General features: G+C 62.1%; 15 protein-coding genes. 10 read left to right on the forward strand and 5 right to left on the reverse strand.

The window, feature by feature from the left end:
- Positions 1-88 precede the first annotated feature (88 nt).
- Complete coding sequence (locus tag B0G75_RS03310) at positions 89-1,675, reverse strand: inorganic phosphate transporter (RefSeq protein ID WP_106300578.1); 1,587 nt, start codon at positions 1,673-1,675, stop codon at positions 89-91.
- Between the two features lie 206 nt (positions 1,676-1,881).
- A complete protein-coding gene (locus B0G75_RS03315) occupies positions 1,882-2,475 on the reverse strand; it encodes a short chain dehydrogenase (RefSeq protein ID WP_106300580.1) in 594 nt (197 codons plus the stop codon).
- 267 nt (positions 2,476-2,742) lie between these two features.
- On the opposite strand from B0G75_RS03315, the gene B0G75_RS03320 reads away from it, so the two are divergent.
- Positions 2,743-3,624 (forward strand): CHAD domain-containing protein, encoded by an 882-nt coding sequence (locus B0G75_RS03320; protein WP_106300582.1) that lies wholly within the window; start codon positions 2,743-2,745, stop codon positions 3,622-3,624.
- Positions 3,625-3,788: 164 nt separating this feature from the next.
- Here B0G75_RS03320 and B0G75_RS03325 read toward each other — a convergent pair whose 3' ends face one another.
- On the reverse strand, positions 3,789-4,829 hold the full coding sequence (locus tag B0G75_RS03325; protein WP_106300584.1) for a VTT domain-containing protein: 1,041 nt from the start codon (positions 4,827-4,829) through the stop codon (positions 3,789-3,791).
- A 295-nt stretch (positions 4,830-5,124) separates the two neighbouring features.
- Between B0G75_RS03325 and B0G75_RS03330 the strand changes: the two genes are divergently transcribed.
- Positions 5,125-6,030 (forward strand): DMT family transporter, encoded by a 906-nt coding sequence (locus B0G75_RS03330; RefSeq protein ID WP_106300586.1) that lies wholly within the window; start codon positions 5,125-5,127, stop codon positions 6,028-6,030.
- A 33-nt stretch (positions 6,031-6,063) separates the two neighbouring features.
- On the opposite strand, the gene folE is transcribed toward B0G75_RS03330, so the two are convergent.
- Positions 6,064-6,702 (reverse strand): GTP cyclohydrolase I FolE, encoded by a 639-nt coding sequence (folE, locus tag B0G75_RS03335; RefSeq protein ID WP_106300588.1) that lies wholly within the window; start codon positions 6,700-6,702, stop codon positions 6,064-6,066.
- Between the two features lie 123 nt (positions 6,703-6,825).
- Positions 6,826-7,755, reverse strand: coding sequence for a LysR family transcriptional regulator (locus B0G75_RS03340; RefSeq protein ID WP_106300590.1), 930 nt, complete (start codon positions 7,753-7,755; stop codon positions 6,826-6,828).
- Between the two features lie 382 nt (positions 7,756-8,137).
- On the opposite strand from B0G75_RS03340, the gene B0G75_RS03345 reads away from it, so the two are divergent.
- The 8 genes from B0G75_RS03345 (at position 8,138) to B0G75_RS03380 (ending at position 17,690) form a co-directional block, all read left to right on the forward strand.
- A complete protein-coding gene (locus tag B0G75_RS03345) occupies positions 8,138-8,845 on the forward strand; it encodes a 3-oxoacid CoA-transferase subunit A (RefSeq protein ID WP_106300592.1) in 708 nt (235 codons plus the stop codon).
- Between the two features lie 13 nt (positions 8,846-8,858).
- The gene (locus tag B0G75_RS03350; protein ID WP_106300594.1) at positions 8,859-9,518 is read left to right on the forward strand and encodes a 3-oxoacid CoA-transferase subunit B; all 660 of its coding nucleotides are present in this window, start codon (positions 8,859-8,861) and stop codon (positions 9,516-9,518) included.
- Between the two features lie 101 nt (positions 9,519-9,619).
- Positions 9,620-10,999, forward strand: a complete 1,380-nt coding sequence (locus B0G75_RS03355) for a 3-carboxy-cis,cis-muconate cycloisomerase (RefSeq protein ID WP_106300596.1) — start codon at positions 9,620-9,622, stop codon at positions 10,997-10,999.
- Positions 11,000-11,004: 5 nt separating this feature from the next.
- Positions 11,005-11,796, forward strand: coding sequence for a 3-oxoadipate enol-lactonase (pcaD, locus tag B0G75_RS03360; protein WP_106300598.1), 792 nt, complete (start codon positions 11,005-11,007; stop codon positions 11,794-11,796).
- Complete coding sequence (pcaC, locus tag B0G75_RS03365) at positions 11,793-12,188, forward strand: 4-carboxymuconolactone decarboxylase (protein WP_012426209.1); 396 nt, start codon at positions 11,793-11,795, stop codon at positions 12,186-12,188. Before pcaD ends, pcaC begins: the two co-directional genes overlap by 4 nt.
- A 522-nt stretch (positions 12,189-12,710) precedes the next feature.
- Positions 12,711-13,559, forward strand: a complete 849-nt coding sequence (locus B0G75_RS03370) for an ABC transporter permease (RefSeq protein WP_106300600.1) — start codon at positions 12,711-12,713, stop codon at positions 13,557-13,559.
- Between the two features lie 12 nt (positions 13,560-13,571).
- On the forward strand, positions 13,572-14,930 hold the full coding sequence (locus tag B0G75_RS03375; protein WP_258194210.1) for an ABC transporter ATP-binding protein: 1,359 nt from the start codon (positions 13,572-13,574) through the stop codon (positions 14,928-14,930).
- A gap of 66 nt (positions 14,931-14,996) precedes the next feature.
- Entirely contained in the window at positions 14,997-17,690 is a 2,694-nt protein-coding gene (locus tag B0G75_RS03380; protein WP_258194211.1) for a glycosyltransferase, read from the forward strand.
- Positions 17,691-17,705: the final 15 nt, after the last annotated feature.

Here is a 17,705-nt window from a genome sequence, read left to right on the forward strand (position 1 = left end):
TGAAATGAAAAAAGCGCGGCTCGTTCCGCGCTTTTTTCATGCCTTTTTCAGAGCGGCGACCGGTTGAGGAACCGGCCGCCGCACAGGCTTAAAACACCGCCCGGAACACCCAGTACAAACCGGCTGCCAGCGCGATCGAAACCGGCAACGTCAGCACCCAGGCAAGGATCAGGCTGCGCACCGTGCCCCATTGCAGGCCGGAACCGTTGGCCGCCATCGTGCCCGCCACACCCGAGGACAGCACGTGCGTCGTGGAGACCGGCAGGCCGTACATGTCGGCGGCGCCGATCGTGAGCATCGCCACCAATTCAGCTGATGCACCCTGTCCGTATGTCAGATGCTGCTTGCCGATCTTCTCGCCGACCGTCACGACGATGCGTTTCCAGCCCACCATCGTGCCGAGACCGAGCGCGATCGCCACCGCGACCTTGACCCACGTCGGAATGAATTTGGTGGCGTGATCGGTTTGCGTCTTGAAGTTGCCGATCGTTTTGGCGTCCTCCGGCGAGAATGCCGGCTGCTTGTTTTTGGCCATCAGGCGAATCGCTTCGGAGGCCACGTACATGTTGTTGCGCACGTTATCGACGATACCTTGCGGCACCGCCGCCATCGAGCCCGACGTGCCGACCTGGCCGGCGATGATGTCCGTCAGTTGCTGCAAGGCCGGCACGGTAGCGGGCGTCAACTGGTGCGTGCGCACATACGCTTCGACATCGGCGCGCGGATCGGCCGAGCGCGTGGCACCCTGGGTGTACTTGGCGAGCGTCGCCGAAGTTTCATGCGCGACGGCGAGGAAGGTTTGCGTTTCCGCCGGCGTGACCGCCTTGTTCAGCGCATAGGCCGTCGGCACCGTGCCGATCAGGATCAGCATGATGAGGCCCATGCCTTTCTGGCCGTCGTTCGAGCCGTGCGCGAACGAGACGCCCGTGCAGGTCAGGATCAGCAGGCAGCGGATCCAGAACGGCGGCGGCTCCTTGCCCTTCGGTTCGGCATACAGCGCGGGAATGCGCACCATGGCTTTCAGGATCAGCAACAGCAAACCCGCCGCGAGAAAACCCACCAGCGGCGAAAGCAGCAACGATTTGCCCACGCCGAGCGCCTGATTCCAGTCCACGCCGCTCGTGCCGTCGGTGCCGTGCATCAACTGGTTCATCAGGCCGACGCCGATGATCGAGCCGATCAGCGTGTGCGAACTCGAGGACGGGAGGCCAAACCACCACGTGCCGAGATTCCAGATGATCGCGGCGATCAGCAAGGCGAAGACCATCGCGAAACCGGCGCTGCTGCCCACCTGCAAGATCAGTTCGACGGGTAGCAGTTGCAGCACACCGAAAGCGACCGCGCCGCTCGACGTCAGCACGCCGAGAAAATTCCAGCTGCCGGACCACACCACCGCAAAGTTCGGTGCGAGCGAATGCGTGTAGATCACGGTCGCGACTGCATTGGCGGTGTCGTGAAAGCCGTTGACGAACTCAAAGCCCAGCGCGATCAACAATGCAATGCCGAGTAGCAGGTAAGGCAGAACCGAGCTTTCGCGAACGGGTTGCAGATCGTCCATTAAGTGCACGGCGCAATACACCGCGCCCACCAGGATCACTGCGAGGAAGATGATGAGGCTGATGTTGCGCCCCTTTCCGGCAGCAGTACCTGGCTGTGGATACGAAAGTTCCGGCATGACGTGGGCCCCAAAAGTTGGTCGCGAGTTTCCGATCCTGCGGGGCGTGTGTGTCGCAATGATGACAGTGGCGTGACGCTGCGGCGTGCCGTCGTGGCGCGCGAGGACGCGCGCGGCCACGGGCGGCGCGTCGCTTCGGAGTACGGCTTACAGGTTGTCGGATACGGATGCCCAGATGTCCGAAAAGGACTGGCGAACGCGATCCGTCACGAGGCGGAGATCACCTCGCCGCTTGCGCTGCCACCGAGGCTGCGCTTGTAGGCCTGCGCGACCACGGCAACCGGTACACCTTGCGACGGATCGCGGCCCATCGACTCGAGCGTCTCGGCGACCCAGCCGGGGCTGACCACGTTTACGCGGGCTTTGCCGCGCAGTTCGAGTGCCGCCGAGCGCGCGAACGCTTCCACGCCGGCATTCACGATGCTGACTGCCGCGCTGCCTTCCATCGGCTGCTGTGCGAGCGTGCCGCTCGTCAGCGTGAAGCACCCGCCTTGCGACACGTGTGCCGCGCCGCAGCGCACCAGATTGACCTGGCCCATCAATTTGTTGGCAAGACTGAACGAGAAATCGTCGTCGGAGAGCGAGGCGAGCGGGGCGAACTTCGCTGCGCCGGCGGTGCAGATGACCGCGTCGAGCGTGCCGGCTTGCTGGTACATCGATTCGATGCTGGCTTTGTTCGACAGATCGACGTGGAGATCGGAACCCTTGCGGCTCGCGGTGACGATATCGTGTTCGGCGGCGAGCAGCTTGACCACCTCGCCGCCGATCAGACCTGTTGCGCCGACAATCAGTATTCGCATACAAGCTCCTGAAAGCTGTTCGTGTTTCGCGCCGAACCGGATTGCGGCGCCGATGCGCGGTTAAGTGCTGCCGCGTCTGTTAAAGATAGTCGCTCCATGGACGCGATGTCGCCGAACGCAGAAAAAAGCAGCACGCTCGCCGTGAGGCGGCAAAGCTTGCGTTAGATCATGCGTGCGGGCCGTCAAAGCGACACAAAGACCACGCGTCGATTTTGGTTGGGCGCTTTTTTTGCTAGTCTGTCCATAGGGTGTTCTCAAGGGGCTTCCATGAAGCGCGATAATCCGAAGGGCGAAAGTCGATCCGCCGACAGTGAACCGGTGGTCAAGGCGCACTCCGCGCAAGAGGCCTTCTCGTCGTATGCGGCCCCCCTCGTCGATCACGCGATCGAATACGCGAACGCGGTGCGCGAAGACCCGTCGCCGGAAGCGCTGCACAAATTGCGCGTCTCGCTACGGCGTTTGCGCTCGTTGTGGTGGGCCTTCGAGCCGTTGCTCGAAAAAGGCGAGAACACTCGGCAACGTGCGCTATACAAGTATCTGGCCACGGCCGCCGGCAAAACGCGCGATTGGGACATCCTGATCGAATTGCTGACACGCGACGATAACGGCGCACGCAGCGGCACCGGCGAAATCGCGCCCAAACTGCAGGACGCTCGCGGCGCCGCTTTGACGACAAGCCGCGAAACGCTCTCGAACGCCGACGTCAAGCATCTTCTGCGCGAAGCTTTGTCCAGTGCGTCCAAAGAACTGAATACGGCACATGAACGCATGCCGCTGCGGAAATTCGCCGAGCAACGCGTGGCCGCTTCCGAACGTTCGTTGAAGAAGCGGATGAAACGCGCGCGCCGCGCGAAGCGCTCCAACTACGTTGCCTTTCACAATGTGAGGAAGGCGGGCAAGAAGCTGCGCTATCTGTTGGAGTTTTTCGGACCCATCCTGAGCGGCGGCCGCAAACGCACCCTCAAACGTTTGAAGCAGATCCAGAAACGTTTCGGTACGCTGAACGATGTGGTCGCAAGTGAGATGTTGCTGCGCGACAATGCGGCCTTGCTTGCGGGCACCGGCGACCCCGAAGCGGCACTTCACTGGCTCGGCAAGGAGCGCAAACGCCGGATGCGTTCGGCGGCCGGACTGCTGCGCAAACTGTAATACGGCGCGCATCTTGTGGCGCAGCCGCGAACGGACGTCACGAATAACATCCGGATAACGCGGCCGGCCGCAATCGCGTCAGTTCGGCCACGTGGGCCGAACGTCCAATGATCCAGCATTCGCCGACGTAAGCGTTGCCTAGGCCGACCCCCCACTAGCGCGCCTCAAGTGCCTTGCGTGCTGCGCGGCGCGAAGCCCCGCAACGTGATCGCCCCGCGCGCTTCGCCGCGCGATGCCGCCGCGCGGCTGCCGGTGCCCGGCTCGTCGGTTAAAGCAAGGGGTTCGACGGGAAAGCCGCGCCGCTGCCAGGCATCGAGGCCGCCCCGTAGCGCGCGAATCCGCGTGTAGCCGTTGTAACGCATGCGTTGCGTGATTTCGACCGCGGTCGCGCTGTCCGGGCAAATGCAGTAGATCACCATGTCGTGCGCCCGCAGCGCCCCGTCGATCTGCTCCGGCGAGTGCGGATCGAGGGCGAGCGCGCCGGGAATGCGGCATGGCGCTTCGGGCGAGGGCGCTTGCGGACGGGCATCGAGCACCTTGGGCGGCGGCGCGAGGCGGCGCCAGCCGCCGGCGGTCGCCCGTGCCGCCGCGGCTTCCCTGAAACGGCGGCGTTCGCGGCGTCGTTGCTGCAGACGGAAGGCCAGATAGAGGAGCGCGGTGGCCAGCAAAATGTCGATGACAGTGCCGCCACGGGCTTTGACGAATTCGAGCAGCATATGCAGTTGCCGTTCCGCCGCAGCGCCGCCGAGCAGCCAGAAGGCCGCCCACGCGAGGGCACCGGCAAAATCCCAGGCCGCGTAGATGCGTGCGTCGACGGCGGTCGTGCCCATCAACGGCGGGGTGATGAGCGCGAGTCCGGGGACGAACTTCGAGATCGACACGAGCGGCACGCCGAAGCGCTCGAACAGCGTGCGCGCTTTGTCCACTCTGGAATCGACGGCGGGCGAGAGCCGACCTAGCGCGGCGATCAGCTTGCGGCCGTACAGGCGGCCAGCCGTGAACCATGCGCCGTCGCCCAGCAGCGCGCCGAGCACGGCGGCGCCGAGGACAGGCCAGAACGACAGCGTGCCGGCGGCAACCGCGGAGCCCGCGAACAGCAGCACAGGCACTGCGGGAATTGGAACGCCGAGGCGCGTCAACAGGACGTTGAGGAATACGACCGCGCCACCCCAGCTCGACACCGCCGAAGACGGAAATTCTACCAATTGAGAAGCTCCTGTTTTTGCGGTTGAGTCGCCGTGCTTCGAGGGCTTTTCTTCAGGCGGTTGCAAAGCGTGTTCCCGAGCGGCCTGCCGGCTGGTTTTCATGCGAGCCGCGTTCCGTTCGCTCAGGATACTCGATGGATTCGGCGCCGGGCCAGCATTGACGGCGTCATCGTGAGCGGGCTGACCTGGTTCATCGACTCGCTTATTGACTTGCTCGGGCTTTGCAATTTCGTTCAAGACCGCCGCTCGTCATGCCTTTACTCTGCGTGCTCGATCCAACCAACAGGACAGCACCATGAACTCGCGGTATGCCGGATATTTGTATTGCGCGCTGGCGATGATCGGCGTGGGCAGCACGGTGGTCGTCAGCAAATCGATCGCGGCCGGACTGCCGCCGTTCAGCGCGACCGCGTTGCGCTTCGCGATTGCCTTTCCGCTCTTCGTGCTGGCGATGCGCTGGCGAGGCGTGCGCTGGCCGCGTCTGGACCGGCGCGATACGCTGCTCGTGATCGCCCAGGCGGGCGCGGGCAGCGTCGGCTACACCGTGTTGCTGATCAGTGGGATGAAACTCGCCTCGGCTGCCAATGCCGGCGTGATTGCCGGCACCTTGCCCGCCGTGTCGGCCGGCGTCGCCATGCTGGCGCTCGGCGAGCGCCCCGCGCCCGCGTTGGTCGGCGCGATCCTGCTGGCGACGGCGGGCGTGCTCGTGTGCACCGTGCATCCCGGTGAACTCAGCGCGCCGCACGCGGCGAGTTCGCTGGTGGGCAACGCGCTGGTGTTCCTCGCGATCGTCTGCGAGGCGTTGTTCATTCTGCTCAATCGCAAGCTGCGCACGGCCGTGGCGCCGTTGCCGCTGTCGGCGTTGATGTGCGGCATCGGTTTCGCGGTGGCGCTCGTGCCGGCCTGCTTCGAAAAGCCGTGGGCCTTGCCGGCCGATGCGAGCGCACTCGGCGGCGTGCTGTATTACGCGCTGGTGCCGACCGTAGTGGGCTTCGTGCTCTGGTATGCGGGCGCCGCTCGAATTAGCGGCGCGGAAGCGGGATTGTTGACCGCGCTCGTGCCGGTGAGCGCGGTGGCGTTAGCTGCGATGGTGTTGGGCGAGCCGGTCAGCGCGGCGCAACTCGCCGGTGTCGCGTGCGTGCTGGGCGCGGTGTTGCTGGCCACGTTCGGCCAGTTGCGCATGAGGCGGAGCGCGGCATGAGGCAGGCATGCCCCGCTTGCACTCAACCTACGTCTAGGTATTGGCGACCGCCACCACGCCCGGATTGCCGACGATCGACAGAAACTCGCGACGTGTCGACGGATCCGTGCGGAACGTGCCGAGCATGCGCGAGGTGACCATCGTCACGCCGGCCTTGTGCACGCCGCGCGTCGACATGCATTGATGCGCGGCTTCGAGAATCACGCCGACGCCCGAGGGTTGCAGCACTTCGTTCAAGGTGTCGGCGATCTGCACCGTCATCTTTTCCTGGATCTGCAGGCGTTTGGCGAACGCATCGACCAGACGTGCCAGCTTGGAGATGCCGACCACGCGATGCCCCGGCAGATACGCCACGTGCGCGCGTCCGATGATCGGCACCATGTGATGTTCGCAGTAGCTTTCGAAGCGGATGTCTTTCAGCACGATCATTTCGTCGTAGCCGTCCACTTCGGAGAAGGTGCGGGCGAGGATCTCGCGCGGGTCGACCTGATAGCCCGCGTAAAACTCCTCGTATGAGCGCACCACGCGCGCCGGTGTATCGATCAGGCCTTCACGCGCGGGATCGTCGCCGGCCCAACGCAGCAGCACGCGAACCGCTGCTTCAGCTTCCTCGCGGCTCGGGCGTTCCGTTGCGGTTATGGGTTTGGTTTTCTTCGCCTTGCTACTGGTCATCCGTCGCTCCTACGGGATCGCGCGTCGACGCTGTACGGAGCGCGCGGGTTCAATGAGTGCGGTCATTGTTCCATGTTTTGCAACGAGCCGTGTCGATGTCCCTTTGTGCTGTCAGGGCGCCGCTCATTTGGGCCATTCGTCCATCGCGTCGTTGAACAGTTCGGCGACCACGCTGCGCAGCCAGCTCCCGCGCGGATCGTTATGAAACTTGCGATGCCAATGCTGGCGCAGATCGAAATGCGGCAACGGCAGCGGCGGCTCGACCAGCGTGATCGACGCATGCTCCGATACGTACGCGAAGCCGATCGCATGCGGCACGGTCGCCAACAGATCGGTGCGCGCGAGGATGAACGGCAGGCTCATGAAGTGAGGCGTTTCGAGCACGGCGCGGCGCTTGATGCGTTTCTTCTCCAGATATTGCTCGAGGATTTCCTGACTGCGTCCTTCAGAACGCACGACGGCGTGACCGGACGCCACATACTGAGCCAGCGTGAGCGGCGCCTTCGACAATGGATGGCCCGTGCGCATCAGGCAGATGAAGCGATGGCTGAAGAGCCGTTGCTGGAAGAAGTTATTGCCCGCCAGATCGGGGAAATAGCCGATGGCCAGATCGACGTCGCCCGATTCGAGCCCGCGTTCCACCTGTGACGGCGAGACCGTCACCGAGCGCAGATTCGCAAATGGCGCGCGTTCGGCGAACAGTTGCAGAAGCCGCGGCAGAAACACGATCTCGCCGACGTCGGAGAGCGCGATCGAGAACGTATGGGTGCTGGTGGCCGGGTCGAATTCCTGCACGTCGAGCATGCCTTTCTCGATGCGCAGGAGCGCGTCGCGCGCGGCGGGCAGGATGGCGAGCGCGCGCGGCGTCGGCTCCATGCCTTTGGACGTACGCACGAACAGCGGATCGTCGAAGTACTCCCGCAACTTGCCCAGCGCGGTGCTCACGCGTGGCTGGCTGACGCCGAGCTGCTCCGCCGCGCGACTGACGTTGCGCGTGTCTTCCATCGCGACGAGGTAGGGGATCAGGTTCAGATCCAGATTTGTTTCAGACATGCTCGACGACCTGCGGCGCGGATTGCGTATTTGATATGTAGATAGAGGTTAGCCCATTAATCTAACGTCTGGATAGTGCGATTCTCCGCTCTGGCCGGCCAGCGGCGAACAACAAACCGGCATGTCATGCAGCGAGAACCTATGATTAAGGGGAATTCCCTGCCTTGACAACGTGCACGAAGGACTACGATAATCGCCTCAGCGTTCGCTAAACGAATCCATGTTCATGTAACGAACAAATTTGAAGCGAGCAAACCAACGGCGCCAGCCCGCATCGCACTCGGCGAGCCGCCGCCAGCATTGGCCGGAGACCGTCCCGCTCAAGCCCTGCCCGCATGGCAGCAAGTCTGACGGCACGCAGCGCCCTCAAAGGAAATTCGACATGATCAACAAGATTTTCGAGTCACTTCAATCGGCGGTCGCCGATGTCAACGACGGCGCGACCGTCATGATCGGCGGCTTCGGCACGGCCGGCATGCCGTCGGAGCTGATCGACGCGCTGATCGAACAGGGCGCGCGCGAGCTCACCATCGTCAACAACAATGCCGGTAACGGCGACATCGGCCTTGCTGCGCTGCTCAAAGCCAAGCGCGTGCGCAAGATCATCTGCTCGTTTCCGCGCCAAAGCGATTCGTATGTGTTCGACGCGTTGTATCGCGCCGGCGAACTCGAACTCGAACTGGTGCCGCAAGGAAATCTGGCGGAGCGCATTCGGGCGGCGGGTGCGGGCATTGGCGGCTTCTTCACGCCGACCGGCTACGGCACCAAGCTCGCCGAAGGCAAGGAAACCCGTCTGATCGACGGCCGGCACTACGTGCTGGAAGCGCCGCTGCATGCGGACTTCGCGCTGATTAAGGCGTACAAGGGCGATCGCTGGGGCAATCTCACGTATCGCAAGACGGCTCGGAATTTTGGACCGATTATGGCCAGCGCGGCGAAAACCGCGATCGTGCAGGTATCGCAAGTCGTGCCGCTCGGCGAACTCGATCCGGAAAACATCGTGACGCCCGGCATTTTCGTGCAGCGCGTGATCGAAGTGCCGCAAGCGGCACATGCCCCGATGCCCAATCCTCACGACGCTGCCGCCTGATTCGGAGACCGACATGAAAAAACTGACCCGCGATGAAATGGCCAAGCGCGTTGCGCTGGATATCCCCGAAGGCGCGTATGTGAACCTCGGCATCGGCGTGCCGACGCTGGTGGCCAACCACCTTGGCGCCGACAAGGAAATCTTCCTGCATAGCGAAAACGGCCTGCTCGGCATGGGCCCGGCGCCCGCCAAAGGCGAGGAAGACGACGAACTGATCAACGCCGGCAAGCAGCACGTCACGCTGCTCACGGGCGGCGCGTACTTCCACCACGCGGATTCGTTCGCGATGATGCGCGGCGGCCATCTGGATTTCTGCGTGCTCGGCGCCTTCCAGGTGTCGGCCAAGGGCGATCTGGCAAACTGGCACACCGGCGCGCCCGATGCTATCCCGGCCGTCGGCGGCGCGATGGATCTGGCGATCGGCGCGAAGCAGGTCTATGTGATGATGGAGCACCTGACCAAGCAGGGCGAGAGCAAGATCGCCGCTGAATGCTCATACCCGGTGACGGGCGTGGGTTGCGTCGACCGCATCTATACGGATCTGGCGATGATCGATGTGACCGATCAGGGCCTCGTGGTGCGCGAGATTTTCTCGGACATCGATTTCGACGCATTGCACAAGCTGACCGGTGTGCCGCTGATCGACGGCACGCAGGCGGCGCACGCGGCATAACGCGCTCGCAACGCGCTCGCAACGCGCCGCGCGACGCTGGCCCGCATGCCGGCGCCTCGCGGCGTAAACTTACACGGATACCCTCGATCATCGACGTCACCATGCTCGACTCCAGCGCCCGTCTCACCGGACTTCTTTGCGGCACGCAGCCGATGAACGACATCTGGGCGCCGCGCGCCACGCTGCAACGGATGCTCGACGTGGAAGCGGCGCTTGCGCGCGCTTCGGCCGCGCATCGAGTGATTCCTCAAACGGCGGTGCCCGCGATCGAAGCCGCTTGCCACGCCGACCAACTCGACGCCGACGCACTCGCACGCGACGCCGCGCTCGGCGGCAATCTCGCGATTCCGCTCGTCAAGCAACTCACCGCGCGCGTCAAGGCGGCCGACGCCGAAGCGTCGAAATACGTGCATTGGGGCGCCACGAGTCAGGACATCATCGACACCGCGACGGTGCTGCAGCTGCGCGACACCTTCGATCTGCTAGACGGCAGCCTGCAATCAACCTGCGACGCCGTGGCGAAACTCGCGGCCACGCATCGCGCCACGCCGATGATCGGCCGCACCTGGTTGCAGCAGGCGCTGCCCATCACGCTCGGCCTGAAATTCGCGCAATGGCTCGACGCGCTGCTGCGCCATCGCGAGCGGCTCGATGCGTTGCGCGCTCGCGTGCTGGTGCTGCAATTCGGCGGCGCGGCGGGCACGCTGGCGAGCCTGCGCGATGCCGCGCCGCAAGTCACGCAATCGCTTGCAAAAGAACTCGGCCTTACCGTGCCGACGCTGCCGTGGCATACGCAACGCGATCGCATTGCCGAAACGGCGGCGCTGTTCGGCATGCTGATCGGTACGCTCGGCAAAATCGCGCGCGACATCTCGCTGCAGATGCAAACCGAAATCGACGAACTCGCTGAGCCGGCCGCGGCCGGCAAGGGCGGCTCGTCGACCATGCCGCACAAGCGCAATCCGGTTGGCTGCGCGGCGGTGCTGACGGCCGCCACGCGTGCGCCGGGACTGGTCGCCACGGTGTTCGCCGGCATGGTGCAGGAACACGAACGCGCGCTCGGCGGCTGGCAAGCCGAGTGGGACGCGCTGCCGGATCTCGCGCGTCTCGCGGGCGGCGCGCTCGCCAACATCGAACAGATCGCCGCGGGACTGAACGTCAACGTGCCGCGCCTTGCCGCCAATCTCGACGTCACGCACGGCCTGATTCTCGGTGAAGCGGTGATGCTCGCGCTCGGCGACAGCATCGGCCGTCTCGACGCGCATCATCTGGTGGAGCGCGCGTCGAAAGCCGCGATCCGCGATGGCCAGACGCTGTTCGACGTGCTCGCCGCGGACCCGGCCGTCACCGCACATCTTCCGCTCGAGCGCCTGAAGCAACTGCTCGATCCGGCACAATACGTCGGCCAGGCGCACGCTTATGTGGACGCTGCGCTGGCACTTCACACCACGCGCTCGCAGCGCGACCATTCCAGGGAGTAACCGGCATGCCTTACGCCGCAGTCAACGGTACCGAGCTTCACTATAGAATCGACGGCGACCGTCACGGCAACGCGCCGTGGATCGTGTTGTCGAATTCGCTCGGCACGGATCTGTCTATGTGGGCGCCGCAAGTCGCGGCGCTGTCGAAACACTTTCGCGTGCTGCGCTACGACACGCGCGGGCATGGCCATTCGGAAGCGCCGAAGGGCCCCTACACGATCGAACAGCTGACCGGCGACGTGCTCGGCCTGATGGATACGCTGAAGATCGCCCGCGCGAATTTCTGCGGAATTTCGATGGGCGGCCTGACCGGCGTCGCGTTGGCAGCGCGTCACGGCAACCGGTTCGAACGCGTCGTGCTGTGCAATACGGCGGCGCGCATCGGTTCGCCGGAAGTGTGGATCCCGCGCGCCGCGAGAGCGCGCACCGAAGGCATGCTCGCGCTCGCCGATGCCGTGCTGCTGCGCTGGTTCACGGCCGACTATGTCGAACGCGAGCCGGTGGTGCTGGCCCTGATTCGCGACGTGTTCGTGCATACCGACAAGGAAGGCTACGCGTCGAATTGCGACGCCATCGACGCGGCCGACCTGCGCCCCGAAGCGCCCGGCATCAAACTGCCGGCGCTGGTAATCAGCGGCACGCACGATCTGGCGGCGACGCCGGCGCAAGGCCGCGATCTGGCGCAGTCGATTCCCGGCGCGCGCTACGTGGAACTGGACGCCTCGCACATTTCCAATATCGAGAAAGCCGACGCTTTCACGAAGACGGTGATCGATTTCCTCACGGAGCAAAAATGAACGACGAAGATCGCTATGAAGCCGGCCTCGATGTGCGCCGCGCGGTGCTGGGCAGTGCGCACGTCGACCGCTCGCTTGCGAACCGCAATGAGTTGACGGAAGAGTTTCAGAATTTCATCACCCGCTATGCGTGGGGCGAAATCTGGACGCGCGACGGCTTGCCGCGCCACACGCGCAGCCTGCTGACCATCGCGATGATGGTCGCGCTCAATCGCAGCGAGGAGCTCGCACTGCATCTGCGCGCCGCGAAGAACAACGGCGTGACGCGCGAGCAGATCAAGGAAGTGCTGCTGCAAACCGCGATCTATTGCGGCGTGCCGGCGGCCAATTCGGCGTTCCACCTTGCGGACAAACTGTTCCGCGAAGACGACGCAGCGGCAGCTCAGCCGTAAGCAATGCAATCGGGATGACGTGCCGTGCAGCGTGCGAATGCACGCTGCTTCTAAACATCGACGATGTTCGATTTCCTCCAGCCTGCAATGGGTTGTGATACGGATACCTGATATCCGGCGGCGTTCGACCTGGACGCCGCGCACTGCGGGATTTGGTCGCATTCCACTCCTCTCGATTTTTGCAGAAAATTCGCACACTGAAATTGAATTTTCCTGCAAACATTTCTGACTTTTCTTGTTTGCGCATCGTCATTTTCTAAGATTTTAGTGGGCCCAATTCGTTGACAATACGAATGCCGGCGAGCTCTCTGCTATTAATCGTTTTGCACGTTTTAGACGTGAATTTGACCACCTCAAGATAGTGATATTCATTCGCGTGAGTCCGGCTGGTCCGTAGGATTTTTCAAGAGCAATGGAGCATCCTCCGGCTGGCGGAATCCCGGCAGGTTCATTTGACGCCGCATGGTTTGCCTCATCCTTGACCGTTAAACTAGCCGGCGCCGTTCAAGGCGATCTGCCAATATGAGCTTTACCTATAAGCACGATGGTCGCGAGGAATCTCATCCCCGTGCTCATTTTCGTGATCTATTTTTACTGCCCTGGCAGCAACGCCAGCTTATCGTCGCGCTAACCAGGCGGGACATATTGAGCCGGTATCGCGGGTCAGTAATGGGACTGGCCTGGTCCATCGTTCAGCCGTTGATCATGCTCGCTATGTACACGGTTGTTTTCGGCACACTGTTGAAATCGCGCTGGCCAGGAACGGACAATAGTTTTCAGTTCGCGGTGATCCTGTTCGTGGGCCTGATTCTTTTCAATTTCTTCGCCGAGTGCCTGAATAGAGCGCCGACCATTATCACGGCCAACGCGAACTACGTGACGAAGGTTGTCTTTCCTCTCGCGATCCTGCCGTGGATTACAGTCGCCTCGGCTGCATTTCACTTCCTGACGAGTTTGGCCGTCTGGGTTGTCTTCGCGCTGTGCGTATACGGAAAGCTTCAATGGACGATCGTCTTTTTGCCGGCGCTCTTCATTCCGCTCGCTTTTGTCGGGGTGGGTGTGGGTTGGCTGTTCGCCGCCACCGGTGTCTACGTGCGTGACCTGACGTATGTCACCACGCTGCTTTCATCGCTGTTGATGTTCCTGTCGCCGGTTTTCTACGCGCTCGATACTTTGACACCCGCTTTCAGGGCGCTCATTCTGGCCAATCCGCTGACGTTCATCATCGAGCAGGCACGAGCGGTCATGATTGCGGGCGAGTTGCCTGACTTCGTGGGGATAGCGATCTATCTGCCATGCAGCATCGGTTTCGCGTGGATCTGTCTGGCCTGGTTCCAGAAGACACGCGAAGGATTCGCGGACGTTCTGTAAATGCCGGTGCTCATGGAAATGAATCAAGTCGGCAAGCCTGAAACCACGATTCAGGTGACAGGCGCCTCGAAGCGTTTCGACATCTACGAAACGCCGCTCGACCGTCTCAAGCATATCGTCTTCCCAAAACGCACCGGCTATTCGCGGGAATTCTGGGCGCTTCGCGACGTATCGCTCTCGGTCACACGCGGCGAAACGGTCGGCATCATCGGGCGCAATGGCTCCGGCAAGTCCACGCTTTTGCAGATAATTTGCGGAACCCTTCGCCCCACGCAGGGTGACATCGCGATCAGCGGTCGCGTGGCGGCATTGCTCGAATTGGGAGCGGGTTTCAATCTGGAGTTTTCCGGTCGGGAAAACGTCTATCTGAACGCCGCCATGCTGGGAATGACGTCTGACCAGATCGAACGGAAATTCGCCAGCATCGAGCAGTTCGCGGAAATTGGCGATTTCATCGATCAGCCGGTCAAAACTTATTCGAGCGGCATGTATGTGCGTCTCGCGTTTGCCGTGGCCATTCACGTCGACCCGGCGGTCTTGATCATCGACGAAGCCCTTGCCGTGGGCGACGCGCGTTTCCAGGCCAAATGCTTCAACAAGCTCAAGGAGCTCAAGGAAGCAGGCGTCACAATTCTTTTCGTGTCGCATGACGTCGGCTCGGTGCGAACTTTGTGTGAGCGCGCCGTCTGGCTCGATGGTGGCCGGGTTCGGATGGAGGGTGGCGCGTTCGCCGTTACCGCGCAATACACGCAGTTCATGTCCGAAGGACTCGGCGAAAGCGAAGCGATCGGAATGTCCAGTCAGTCGGCAGACAGCGCGGCCGGTCTTGACGAACAAGCGAAGCAAAACGATCAGACCGCGGAGAACGTGGGGCGCCCTGCCTCAACTGCCAGTGACGAACCGATCAACCATTGGGGCACACATATCGGATCAATCGTGTCGTCTCAGGTCCTGGACTCAGCCGGTCGGCGTCAGAGCGTGTTCACGGCATCCGAGCCCATGATCGTCCGCCTGGCGATCCGGATTCCTGCAGGCATCGATCGCCGCGCGCTGAGTGTGGCTTTCTCCATCAAGGATACAAAAGGCACGGACCTGATCGTCCGAACCACTCACGACGAGAAAGGCATCGACTTCGAGTTCGACGGCAGCGAGTTCGAAATCGAGTTTCGCCTGAGAAACCAGCTCAACACAGGCCGGTATCTGCTCGTGGCGGCCCTCGAAGACCGGTCCGCCGCAGTGCCGCAGTACTACGAGTACATCGAGGGCGCCTGCTATTTCTCTTCCTACGTTGAAAGCGATAGGTACGGGCTGTTCCTGCCGGACATCACAGAAAAAATACGCATGGACGAGGCGCCTCTACTCAGGCGCTGACGGCATCAGAAAGAGCAATTGGAATAACGGCGACTCGAGAGGTTGGCCATGGACGGACAGGAAGCAATGCCAAACGTAACGCGGAGACAAACCCTCGCATCGGTCACGAAGCGGAGCGCTTCGATCTCCGACGCGGATGCTCTCATCACGCAACACGAGCAGATTGCAGAGGAGCAGCGGCTCGCGCGCAGAGACCGGTACACACTGGCGAAGCGGTTGTCGGACGCGCTGTCGGAAATCCATAGTCTCAAGCGCTCGCTGAACGACGTATCGAGCGAGCTTGTGCTCGAGGTTCGCGAGCGCGAGCGGGTGCAGGGCGCTCTTAGCGAAGTCTTCGAAAGCAGTTCGTGGAAGTTGACTGCGCCAATGCGACGGATTGCGAGCGCGGTTTACGCGTTGGCGGCGCGCGGCAAGACGCAGGCGCCGCCCGTTGCCGGTGTTCCCATGCATGACGTCCTGCCCATAGCCGGCGGAGACTACGAAACCCACACGCGCGCCCAGGCGGCATACTTTGGCAACTACGCAAAGGATCCCTCGAAGCAAAGAAGGCACCAGATCAGCCGCCTGCTTACGGCGCATCCGGACCGCCGCGGTGTGGTGCTGTGCCCGGTTGCCTACGATCTTTCGCTCAAGCAGCGTCCCGACCACATCATGGCCGAGTTTGCGAAGGCGGGTTATCTTTGCGTGATGCTGGAGTTCGGCGGCCTTTACCCCGTTATCCAGCCCAAGACAAAAAACCTGTACGTGTCCAACATGGTCGAGGATTTCCTCGGCTATTTCCAGGACGAACCGGTCACGCTCTATCTCCACTGGCCGGGTTTCAAGTACGTCGCCGAAATCTGCCGTGCCGCATTGACGATCTACGATGTTCTGGATGACCTGACCATCTTCGCGAACTATTCCGACGTCATGCGTTGCGACCATGAGGTCTTGCTGCAGATCGCGAATGTTTGCCTGTTCTCGTCGAATCGGCTGTATGAGGCGAACCGCGCGAAGGTCACGAATGCGCTGCTGCTGGAAAACGGCGTTTATCCCGAAGATTTCATTCACGGCGAGCGCGAGCGATGCGACGTGCCGGCGAAGCTGTACGAGATGGTGGCGAACCGGAAGGTTGTCGGCTACCACGGCGCAATCTCCGAGCTGATCGATTTCGATCTGCTCGACGAAATCGTGCGGCTCAACGATATCGTGCTGCTGTTCGTCGGTCCGGTCGTCGCTTTCGAGCCGCAATACAGCGTCGAGGTTCAGGAGCGCATGGCGCGTCTGAAGACGTTCGACAATTTCATTCACCTCGGCCCGAAGCCGTATGCCGAACTGAAGCACTATCTCGCCTGGATCGATGTCGGTGTCGTGCCGTTCGTTGTCAGCGAGAAAACCGACCCCGTTTCGCCGCTGAAGCTGTTCGAGTATCTGGCCGCGGGGAAGCCGGTGATCGGCACGCCGACCCGCACCATCAGGGAATACGAACACGCCATTATCGTCGCCTCGGGAATCGACTTCGTCGATGCGGTGGCGAGCGGAGATTGGTCGACGGCGTACACGGAGGCGTCCGCAGAGGTTGCGGGCGCGCATGCCTGGCCGGTGCTTCACGCGCCGTTGCTCAGACAGGTCAACGCCAGGAACGTGACAAGGCTGACGGCCCCTTCCGTGCGGCGCACGATGAAGGTGGACATCGTCAATGTCAACTTCTACGACTGGAACGGTGAAACTGTCTATAAGGGCGGGGCCGAACGCTATGTCTACGACCTCGCAGTCGTGCTCCGTGGCATGGGGTGCGAGGTTCGTCTGTTGCAGAACGCCCGTGAGCCGTTCGAGCGCGATTTTCGAGGCGTCAAGGTTGTCGGCGTCAAGGCCGCGGACAACTTTGATTTCGACATGATGTCGAGCAAATACGCCGAATTTTGCGCGGATGTCGATCTGATTATTGCGTCGCCGACTGAACTTGCCGCCTCGCTTGGAAAAAACAGGCGCGTCATCTCGATCAACCACGGCATTCATTGGGACGGAGCGTCCAATAACCTCGCAACATTTGACCGGGGACGTTATGAAACGCTGTTCCGCGCGCTGCGCAACAGCGATCAATGCGTTTGTGTCGATACGAACTTTATTAACTGGGTGCGGACCTATGACTGGGCGCTCGCCAACACGCTGACGTACGTCCCGAACTACGTCGATCTGGAGTCTTTCAGGAGCCATCCGAAGAACTTCGAAGCGGAGGAGCTGTGCGTTCTCCTGCCGCGCCGGCTGTATGAGGCGCGGGGTCTTTATCTGACCATTAACGCGTTCGACCTTCTGTTTTCGCGGCGCTCGGACATCCGTCTGGTCCTGTGCGGACAGGCGATCGATCGGGATGCGGAAGCGGTGAAAGCGTTCATGGCGCGTCATCCGCAGAGGGTGGCGTGGACCGAATACGACATGGAGGAGATGTACAAAGCCTACGTCGACAGCCATATCGTGCTGGTGCCGACCATGTATTCGGAAGGAACGTCACTGTCCTGCATCGAGGCTCTGGCGACCAATAACGCGGTCATCGCGACCAACGTCGGCGGATTGCCGAATCTGATCGTCGACGGCTACAACGGCAAGCTGATCCGTGCGGACTATATCGAGCTTGCGACCGCTATCGAAGAACTGGCCGACGATCGAATGAGGCTCGCCAGACTTGCAGCGCACGGACTCGAGTCCTCGGCCGCGTTCGCGAAGAAGGAATGGGAAAACCGCTGGCGCGAAGTCATCGAAAGCACGCTGACCGTCGACTAGGCATTTTCGACCCCA

Source organism: Paraburkholderia sp. BL18I3N2, from assembly GCF_003001875.1.
GTDB lineage: Bacteria > Pseudomonadota > Gammaproteobacteria > Burkholderiales > Burkholderiaceae > Paraburkholderia > Paraburkholderia phytofirmans.